This is a genomic window from Streptosporangium sp. G11 (assembly GCF_051192615.1).
Lineage (GTDB): Bacteria > Actinomycetota > Actinomycetes > Streptosporangiales > Streptosporangiaceae > Streptosporangium.
In genome coordinates, this window is record NZ_JBPJUQ010000082.1 from 23533 (window position 1) to 33875 (window position 10343).

The window sequence follows — 10343 nt, forward strand, 5'->3', positions numbered from 1 at the left end:
TGTTCTCCCGGTTTTTCCCATGTCGCCGATGCAGTACGCGATGCTCCTGCACAGCGTCGACGCCGCGGACACGGGCGCCTACGTCATCCAGATGCTGGTCACCGTGCACGACGCGATGGACCTTCCCCGGTTCGAGCGGGCCCTGCGGACGCTGGTCCGGCGCCACCCGACGTTGCGCACCGGGTTTCTGCTCGACCATCCCGACGGGCCGAGCCAGGTGGTCCGTGATGACGTCCCCGTCGAGGTGTCCGTCCACGACCTGCGTCATCTGACGGATCGCGACGCGCGCATCCGCGAGTACCTGGACGCCGACAAGGTCCGCTCCTTCGACCTCGCCGACGGACCGCCCATGCGCTTCGCGCTCATCCGTACCGGGGACGAGGAGTACCGGTTCGTCTGGACGTGTCACCACGCGCTGATGGACGGCCGGTCCTGCGTCATCTCCGTCACCGAGCTGTTCGGGCTCTACGACGGGACGCCCGCCGGGGAGCCGCGGACCCCACGCCCGTACGCCGACTACATCGGCTGGTTGTCCGGGCTGGACCGCACGGAGGCCGAGGCGTTCTGGCGCGCGCACCTGGCCGGGATCGGCGGGCCGGCGCCGCTCGTCGTGGACTCGGCCCGCGAACCCGATCCCGGCGGGCCGGTGTTCGGGGCCGTCACGGACGAGCTGCCCGAGGAGACGGCCGAACGCCTGTACGCGCGGGCCGGGCAGCATCGCGTCACGCCGAACAACATCGTCCAGGCGGCCTGGGCGGTGCTGCTCCACCGGCTCAGCGGCCAGGACGACGTGGTGTTCGGCGCGGTGCGGGCGTGCCGGTCGTTTCTCGACGGCGCCGATGCCATGATCGGCATGTTCGTCAACACGCTGCCGTTCCGGGTCACCGTGCGCCCGGAGGCGACGGTGGCCGGGTTGTGGCGGGCGCTCCGGCATGATCAGATCGCCCTGCGCGGCGTCGAGCACTCCTCCCCGGCCCAGATCCGCCGCTGGGCCGGCATCCGCACCCCGGGACCGCTCTTCGAGAGCGTGGTCGCCTTCGAGAACTACGACTACGCCTCCCATTTCGCCTCGATGGGCGGCGCGTGGAGCCGCCGCGAGGCGGCCTTCGAGGGGCACACCGGCTACCCGCTCACCCTCAGCGCGTACCGGGGCGGCCGTCTTGTCCTCAACCTCGGCCACGACCGGCGGCGCTTCACGGAAGCGATGGCGCGGCGGCTGCTGGCGTACCTGCGCGCCCTGGTGGAGGCGATGATCTCCGCACCTGACGGGACGGTCGCCGAGCTGCCCGCTCCGGCGGGCCTGGAGGCCGGGCCGCCGGAAGCGGTGACCGCGCCGGCGGACCGGGAGGCGTGGTGGGTGGAGCGCCTGGCCACGCTGAAGCCGCTCTGCCCGCCGCTCGGCCGGGCGCGCGCCGGTCAGGCGGGCCACGAGGCGGCGCCGGTCCCCCTTCCCGGGGGGATCGACGCGATGCCCGCCCGGGAACGGGCGCGATGGCTGCTCACCGGGGTCCTCACCTTCCTGTCCCGGTACGTCGGTGAGGACGGCCACGACATCGAGGTGAGCGGGCCGGCCGTGCCCGGTGCCGGGCCGGACCGACGAACGGCCCGCCACCTGCCGTTCCGGTTGCCGGCGGTCGTGGACGGGCAGGACTTCGCCTCCTTCAGGGCGGAGATGGCGCGGCGGCTCGACGTGCTGGCCGGACGCGGCGCCTTCTCCCCCGACGTGTGGGCACGGCATCCGCGGCTGCGTTCCCGCTCCTCCCCGGCCGAGGACGGGCTGCCCGTCGTCGTGGAGTCGGTGGAGGACTTCGGCGCGGACGCCGTCGCCCGGCCGGGAACCGTACTGCTCCTGCAGATCCGGAGCGACGGCGGCGCGTGCCGCCTGCTCCTCTCCCGCGAGGCCGGGCCCGGCCTGACGCCGCGGACGTTGTCCGCCGGGCTGGCGGCATACCTGCGGGCCGCCGCCGACGCTCCGGGGACCGCGGTGACCCGCCTGCCGCTCATGCCTGAGCACGAGCGGCACCGGGTGCTCGTCGCCTGGAACGACACCGCGGCCGAGTACCCGCGGGACGAGTGCGTGCACGAGCTGTTCGCGCGGCAGGCCGTGCGCCGCCCGCACGCGCCCGCGGTCGTCTTCGAGGGGCGCACGCTGACCTACCGGGAGCTGGACGACCGGTCGACGCGGCTCGCGGCCTACCTGCGAGGCCAGGGCGCCGGCCGGGGGCACGCCGTCGGCGTGTACCTCGAACGGTCGGCCGAGATGGTGGTCGCGCTCCTCGCGGTCATGAAGACAGGTGCGGCGTTCGTGCCGCTGGACCCCATCTACCCCGCGGAACGAATCGCCCGGATCGTGTCGGCCTCGGGTCTGTCGCTCCTGCTCACCCAGAGCGGCCTCGAAGCCGGCGTCCGGGGGCAGGCCTCCCGCCTGGTCGTCCTGGACCGGCTCGGGGAGGCGATCTCGCGGGCCGGCCGGCCGCGCGGCGACCTCGCCGTGCCGCTGGACCCCGTCTACCTGATCTCCACCTCCGGTTCGACCGGCGACCCGAAGCTCGTGCGGATCGGTCATCGCGGCCTGACCAACATCCTGTGCTCGCTGGCGCGGACGCTGGGCGTCACCGAGGCCGACACGCTCCTGGCGGTCACGACGGTCTGTTTCGACATGGCCTATGTCGAGCTGTTCCTTCCGCTGATCACGGGAGGCAGCGTCGACGTGGCTCCGGCGCGCGCCGTCACGGACGGGTTCGAGCTGCGCGGACGGGTCGAGGACGGCAGGCCGACCATCATGCAGGCGACACCGGCGACCTGGCGGATGCTGATCGCCGCCGGTTGGGCCGGGGACGCCCGGCTCACGGTCCTGTGCGGCGGCGAGGCGATGTCGCGTGACCTCGCCGACGCCCTCCTCGGCCGCGCGGGACGGGTGTGGAACGGCTACGGGCCCACCGAGACCACGATCTTCTCCACGCTGGGGGCCGTCGTGGGCGGCGAGCCCGTCACCATCGGCCGGCCCGTCGCCAACACCCGGCTCTTCGTACTCGATCCCTGGGGGCGCCCGGTGCCCCCGGGGACACCGGGCGAGCTGTACATCGGAGGTGACGGTGTCGCGGCCGGTTACCTCGGCGACCCCGATCTCACCCGCGCCAGGTTCGTCCGCGATCCGCTGCGCACCGGCGACGAACGCCTCTACCGGACCGGTGACCAGGTGCGTTACCTGCCCGACGGCCGCCTTGAGTTTCTCGGCCGGCTCGACGACCAGGTGAAGGTGAACGGCTACCGCGTCGAGCCCGGCGAGATCGAGGCCGCGCTCCGGGAGCACCCCGAGGTGGTCGAGGCGGTGGTGGTACGGGACGACGCCCCCGGTGCCCGCCACCTCGTCGGCTACGTGACCACGGCCGAGACGGCCCGGCCGGCGTTGACGGCGCGGCTGCGAGACCATCTGATGGCGATCCTCCCGAGATACATGGTCCCCGCGGCGCTGGTGATCGTGCCACGACTGCCCCGGACCCCGAACGGCAAGGTCGATCGCCGGTCACTGCCCCGGCCCCCGGACGCGCGGCTCCTCGCGCCGGACGTGCCGTACGTCGCGCCGCGGACCACGGTCGAGCGGGCCGTGGCCGCGATCTGGTGCGGCGTCCTGGGCCTGGACAGGATCGGGGCCGACGAGAACTTCTTCGACGCGGGCGGCGACTCGCTGCTGCTGACGTACGTCACCTCCCGGCTGCGGGCGGACTTCGACGCGTCACTCACCCACGTCGACATGTTCGCGCACCCGACCATCCGCTCGATGGCCCGGCACCTGAGCCGCCCGCCGTCGGACGGCGCACGGATGGACGGGGCGCGGATGGACGGCGCACGGGCGGACGGCGCGCGGGCGGACGGCGCGCGGGCGGACGGGGCGCGGGCGGACGGGGCGCGGGCGGACGGGGCGCGGGCGGACGGCGCACGGGTGGCCGCCGGTGACGGGACGGAGGGGCGGGCCGCGCTCGACCGGCTGAGGCGACGGCGGCAGAGGTCCGGAGACGGGCGGTGAACGACGGTGACACGCCACGGCGATGGTTCGGCCGACGGAGGTGACGGAGTGTCGTACTGCAAGATTTGCTTTCTCCAGGAGGGACATCCCGGGGTGACCCTGGACGCCGACCAGGTCTGCAACGTGTGCACCCTGGACATCGCATCGCATCTGGTGCGAAACGTCGCCCCCGTCCGCGAGGCGTACGAGGAGTTCGAGCGGAACACCCCGGCGCCCCACCACGGGCGATACGACTGCCTGCTGATGTACAGCGGCGGCAAGGACAGCACCTACCTGCTGGACAAGATGGTCAACGAACGCGGCCTGCGGGTCCTCTCCTACACATTCTCGCCGCCGTTCGAGAGCGATCACGCCGCCGGCAACATCAGGCTCGCCCGCGAGCGCATCCCGGCGACGTTCGTCATCGACAGGGACGACGGCGTCACGAAGGTCATGCGAAGCGTGTTCGGCCGGCCCGTGCCGAAGGGATCGGGCAACTATCTGGACGAGAAGCTGCCCTGCCTGTCGTGCCGGACGTTCTTCGTCATCAGGGCGATCCTCCGCGCCCGCCGGGAGGGCATCCCCTACATCCTCATCTGCGCCGACCCCCAGCAAACGCTCACCATGGAGCCGTCCGTCCGGAAGATCGTGCGGGACTTCTACCGCGCCTTCGGCCGCGACCTGACGCACGAGTTGTTCGGGGACGAGATCGAGCGGCTGCTCGTCGCCGACGAGGCCGAGCTACCGAAGATCGTCTTCCCGTTCGCCGCCGGACGCGACGAGTACGACCCCGAACGCATCGTGGCGGAGCTGACCGCCAAGGGCCTGTACCGCTCCTCGCCCTTCGAGACCCACTGCAGGCTCCTTCCCCTGCTGAACCACTACTCGTTCCGGAACTGGGACTGCATGTTCTACAAACTCAACGCCTCCAGCCAGATCAGGGCGTTCAGCCGCAACGGCGACCGTTACCGGCCGACGTACAGCGTCCGGTTCCCCCGGACCATGGACCTTCCGGCCATCGAGCGGGAACTCAAGAGGATCACCTTCGAGATCGCCGCCGGCAGGGGCGACGCCGCCGCGCACGAGGCGGCACTGGTCGACCTCTTCCGGCGGCTCGGCGCGTCGGACGAGGCCGCCCGGTACGTGGCGGACAACTTCCTCGACATGCGCCCGATCGCCGAGAGCCTCGGCATCGACCTGGGCGAGAAAAGATGACGCACCCGGCGGACGAGGATCGGGAGTCCATGATCGCCGTCATCGGGATGGCGTGCCGCTTCCCGGGAGCGGGTTCGATCGAGAGGTTCTGGGAGAACCTGTGCGAGGGCCGGGAGTCGACGACCTTCTTCACCGACGAGGAGCTGCTCGCGGCGGGCGTCGACCCGGCACTGCTCGGCGACCCCCGTTACGTCAAGGCCGGGCAGATCCTGCCGGACGTCGAGCTGTTCGACGCCGGCTACTTCGGCATCCCCGACGGGGAGGCCGAGCTCATCGACCCGCAACAGCGCCACTTCCTCGAGTGCGCGCACGAGGCTCTCGAACGTTCGGGTCATCTCCCGGGCGGCGCGCAGGCCACGATCGGCGTCTACGCCGGTGCCGGACTCAACACCTACCTGCTGGACAACCTGGCCGGCCGCTACCGGACCGGGTCGACGCAGGAGCGGTACCGCCTGATGCTCTGCAACGACAAGGACTTCCTGGCCACCCGCGTCTCGTACCGGCTGGACCTGCACGGGCCCAGCGTGGGCGTCAACACGGCGTGCTCGACGTCTCTCGTGGCCGTGCATCTGGCCTGCCTGAGCCTGCTCGCCGGCGAGTGCGACATCGCCCTCGCCGGTGGCGCGCACATCAAGTTGCCCCAGGTGGAGGGCTACCTCTTCCAGGACGGCATGATCCTCTCTCCCGACGGGCACTGCCGGGCGCTCGACCCCATGGCGCGGGGCACGGTCGTCGGTGACGGCGTCGGCGTCGTCGTCCTGCGACGGCTGGCCGACGCGGTGCGCGACGGCGACCACATCCACGCCGTCATCCGGGGAACCGCGGTCAACAACGACGGCGGCGCGAAGGCCGGGTACACCGCTCCGAGCGTCCAAGGACAGGCCGACGTGCTCGCCGAGGCGCTCCACGTCGCCGGATGCGCCGCCGACACGATCTCGTACGTCGAGGCGCACGGTACCGGCACGGTGCTCGGCGACGCGGTCGAGCTCGCCGCGCTGACACAGGTCTTCGGCGAGCGGGCCGAGCCGTGTGCCATCGGCTCGGTCAAGTCCAACATCGGCCACCTCGACTGCGCCTCGGGGGTGGCCGGTCTGATCAAGACGGCCCTGATGCTGGAACACGGGCAACTCGTCGCGAGCCTGCACGTCGCCGAGCCCGACTCCGTCATCGGGCCGTTCCGGGTCAGCACCGGGCGCGAGGAGTGGCCCACCGGGGACGGCCCGCGCCGCGCGGGCGTGAGCTCGTTCGGCGTGGGAGGCACGAACGCGCACGTCGTCCTCGAGGAGGCCCCGGCGCCGAAGCCCGCGGCGGCCCCGGACGGCTCCCAGCTCCTCGTGCTCTCCGCGCGCTCGGCCGCCGCGCTCGAGAAGCTCACCGACGACCTCGCCCGCCGGCTCCACGACCAGCACGCCACGCTGGACCTCGCCGACGTGGCGTACACGCTCGCCACGGGACGGCGGGCGCACACGTACCGGCGTGCGGTGGTCTGCCGGGACACGCGGGACGCGGCGGTCACGCTCGCGCTGCGCGAACCGGGCCGGGTCCACGACGCCGAGGCGCCGGCCGGTGACACCCTCGCGGTCGCGGCTGGTGACGTCCCCGCGGTCGCGGACGGCGACACCCCCGCGGCCGGCGGCGTCCCCGCCGGGCTGTCCGACGGCGTTCCCGCGGTCGCGGACGGCGGCGTCCCCGCGGGCCCGTCCGATCGCCCGCCCCACCCGGCCGTGGAGACGCGGCCGGAGAGCCGGGAAGCATGGCTGGAGAGCCGGGAAGCGTGGCTGGACGCCGTCGGGCGGTCGTGGATCCGGGGGGATGCTGTCGACTGGGCCGCGTTCCTCACCGGCCGGCGGGTGCCACTGCCGCCCTGCCCGTTCGAGCACAGGCGGCACTGGGTGGACCCGGCGCGCACGGATCCGGGCGCTCCCGCGCCCCTGGACGAGAGCCTGCGCCGGCAGGTGGACGAGGCGGACGACGGCGGGAAGGTGGAGATCGTACAGGCCTTCCTTCAGGGAGAGGTCGCCAAGATCCTCGGGCTGGGTTCCGCCGACCGGGTCGACCTGGACGAGGACCTCTTCGGCCTGGGCATCGGCTCCCTGGAGCTGATCGAGATCGCGGCCCGGCTGGGTGAGCGGCTCCAGGTGCGGGTGCCCGTCTCGCTGTTCGTGGATCGTCCGACCATTCGGATCTACGCCGAGAACGTGGTCTTCCTCTCGCCCGCGGAGACGGCCGCCACGGCGGGCGTCTCAGAGGACATCTCAGGAGACGCCTCGGCGGGCGTCTCAAAGGACATCTCACGGGACGTCTCAGCGGGCGTCTCGGCGGGAGAGGCGTCGAGCGCCGCCCGCGGGCCGGGCGGGGACGACCCGCACCCGCCCCTCCCTCCCCCCTGACGAAGCCGACACCGCTGATCACGGAGCGCGAAGCCGCCCCGGAGTGCGCGAGACGCCTTTACCACCTTTAGGGAAGGACCACGTTGGACAGGCAACAGCACCTCGAAATCCTGCGAGAGGTCGCCAGCGAAGTGCTGGCCGTGGACCCGGACGCCCTCGTCGAGGAGGCCCGGTTCCGCGAAGACCTGGACGCGGACAGCCTTGATCTCATCGAGCTGATAACCGCGATCGAGGATCGTTTCGGCCTCCGGTTCTCGGATGGCGCGCTGAAGGACATCAGCACCGTTTCCCAGGCGTTGGACATCATCGACGACCACGCGGCACAGACCGATGCGATCTGACACGCCGCCGGTGTCGCGGCGGCGCGTCGTCGTGACCGGGCTCGGCGTCAGGACACCGGCGGGCAACGATGTGGCGTCCCTCTGGCGGACCGTTCTCGCTGGACACTCGGCCATCGGGCCGGTCGAGCGGTTCGACTGCGCCGATCTGCCCGTGCGATTCGCCGGCGAGGTCCGCGACTTTCACGCGGCCGACGTCCTGGGCGCCAAGGGCGCTCGCCAGACGGACCGGGTCACCCACCTGGGTTTCGCCGCCGCCGTCGACGCGGTGTCCGACGCGTCGCTCGGGCGGCCGGACCCGCAGCGGTGCGCCGTGGTGGTCGGCACCGGGCTGGGCGGCATCGCCAGCTTCCATGACCAGGTCCAGGTCTTCCTCACCCACGGCCCGACGCGGTTCAGCCCGCGGGCCATACCCATGATCATGCCGAACGCCACCGCCGCGGTCATCGCCTCACGGCTGGACTGGACCGGACCGAGTACGTGCGTCACCACCGCGTGCGCCGCCGGTGCCGACGCCATAGGAGAGGGAACCACCCTCATACGCAACGATCTGGCCGACATCGTCATCGCCGGCGGCGCCGAGGCCGCGGTGAACGTACTGGGTCTCGCGGCCTTCGCCCGCATGGGCGCGCTCAGCCTGCGCAACGACGAGCCGTCCCGGGCCTCACGCCCCTTCGACGCCGGGCGCGACGGGTTCGTCCTCAGCGAGGGCGCGGCGTTCGTGCTGCTGGAAGAGCGCGACCACGCACTCCGGAGAGGAGCGCGCGTGTACGGTGAGGTGGCCGGCTACGGGCGCGCCACCGACACCTACCACATCACCGCGCCGTCGCCCGGGGGCGGCGGCGCGGTGCGATGCATGCGTCTCGCCCTGGCAGACGCCGGGCTTCCTCCCACGGGCATCGGGCACGTCAACGCCCACGGAACGGCCACCGTGGCCAACGACGCCAGCGAGGCCGCGGCCATCGGCGAGGTCTTCGGACCGGCGTCGCCGCCGGTCACGGCCACCAAAGGAGCGCTCGGGCACCTCATCGGTGCCGCCGGCGCCGTCGAGGCCGTGGTGTCGCTGCTGGCGATGCGACATGGCCTGGTACCACCCACCGCCAACTTCGAGAGGCCCGACCCCGATCTGCCGGTCGATGTGGTGGCCGCGACTCCCCGGCCGGTCGGTGTCCGGCCGGTGCTGTCCAACTCGTTCGGCTTCGGGGGCCAGAACGCCTCCCTTGTCTTCACCCCCGCGGACTGAGCGGCCCTCGATCCGGGAAAGGGTGAATGTCATGAGCGCAGGCCGCTGGACCGAGGACGACATCCCCCGGCAGGAGGGGCGGATCACGGTGGTCACCGGGGCCGGTTCCGGACTCGGCCTGCGGACCGCCCAGGTTCTGGCCGCCAAGGGTGCCACGGTGGTGATGGCCTGCCGCGACACGGCCGGAACCGCGCGCGCGGCCGAACGCGTCGGACCCGGCGCCGAGGTCGTCCCGCTCGACCTGGCCTCACCCGCCTCGGTACGGCGGGCGGCCGGGCTGCTGCACGACCGCCACGACCGGATCGACCTGCTGGTCAACAACGCCGGGGTGATGGCGCTGCCGCTGACCCGCACCGCCGAGGGCCTTGAGTTGCAGCTGGCCGTCAACCACCTGGGACACTTCGCGCTGACCGGCCTCCTGCTCGACCTGATGCTCCCGGTTCCCGGCTCCCGGATCGTCACCGTCGCCAGCGTGTCGCACCGCTGGGGGTGGATCGGCCTGGGGGACCTGAACTCCGAGCGCTTCTACAACCGTTTCGTCGCCTACAGCCGCACGAAGCTGGCCAACGTGCTGTTCACCTACGAACTCCAGCGCCGCCTGAGCGCCTCCGGCGCCGAGACGGCGGCGCTGGCGGCGGACCCCGGGCTGGTGGGCGGCACCGCGCTCTCCCGCCACCTGCCCGGCGTGGTGCACCTCGTCAACCGCACCGTGGGATCGCTGCTGTTCCAGAGCGCCTCCGTGGGAGCCCTGTCCACGCTGCGGGCCGCCACCGATCCCGCGGCCGGAGGAGGCGGCTACTACGCCCCGCCCGGACCGGGAGGGCTGAGCGGCCACCCTGTCCTGACCCGCTCCAGCGCCCGGTCCCACGACGCCGCGGCGCAGGCCAGGCTGTGGGAGGAGTCCGAACGTATGACCGGCATCCGCTATCCCGTGTGACGCCGCCTTCCCGGCCGGGAACACGCCGGGGAGGAGGTCACGGCCCCGAACCGACGCTCGCCGAGGGGCCGGCGGTGACGGCCAGGAGCCGAAGACCACGTGTCAGGTGATCATGCCCGGCCTCCCTGGCGAGGAGAGGGGCGCTCGACCGGGGTGATGCCGCACAGTTCGGCCACCTCGTCGAGGGGGACGTCCTCGGCGACGGCGCGGACCA

The 10343-nt window shown here is 72.5% G+C and carries 6 protein-coding genes; all 6 read left to right on the plus strand.

Annotation, left to right across the window (positions count from 1 at the left end):
- The first annotated feature begins 19 nt into the window (after positions 1–19).
- The 6 genes from ACSDR0_RS41660 (at position 20) to ACSDR0_RS41685 (ending at position 10129) form a co-directional block, all read left to right on the plus strand.
- Positions 20–4027: an amino acid adenylation domain-containing protein gene (locus tag ACSDR0_RS41660; RefSeq protein ID WP_435294484.1), complete on the plus strand. Its 4008-nt coding sequence runs from the start codon at positions 20–22 to the stop codon at positions 4025–4027.
- Between the two features lie 93 nt (positions 4028–4120).
- Positions 4121–5221: a hypothetical protein gene (locus ACSDR0_RS41665; protein WP_435294485.1), complete on the plus strand. Its 1101-nt coding sequence runs from the start codon at positions 4121–4123 to the stop codon at positions 5219–5221.
- Positions 5218–7611 carry a beta-ketoacyl synthase N-terminal-like domain-containing protein gene (locus tag ACSDR0_RS41670; RefSeq protein WP_435294486.1) on the plus strand — a complete coding sequence of 798 codons (2394 nt, stop codon included), beginning with the start codon at positions 5218–5220 and terminating at the stop codon, positions 7609–7611. Before ACSDR0_RS41665 ends, ACSDR0_RS41670 begins: the two co-directional genes overlap by 4 nt.
- A gap of 83 nt (positions 7612–7694) precedes the next feature.
- Positions 7695–7952, plus strand: a complete 258-nt coding sequence (locus ACSDR0_RS41675) for an acyl carrier protein (protein WP_435294487.1) — start codon at positions 7695–7697, stop codon at positions 7950–7952.
- Positions 7942–9192, plus strand: a complete 1251-nt coding sequence (gene fabF / locus ACSDR0_RS41680) for a beta-ketoacyl-ACP synthase II (protein WP_435294488.1) — start codon at positions 7942–7944, stop codon at positions 9190–9192. Before ACSDR0_RS41675 ends, fabF begins: the two co-directional genes overlap by 11 nt.
- A 31-nt stretch (positions 9193–9223) precedes the next feature.
- On the plus strand, positions 9224–10129 hold the full coding sequence (locus ACSDR0_RS41685; RefSeq protein ID WP_435294489.1) for an oxidoreductase: 906 nt from the start codon (positions 9224–9226) through the stop codon (positions 10127–10129).
- The last annotated feature ends 214 nt before the right edge of the window (positions 10130–10343 follow it).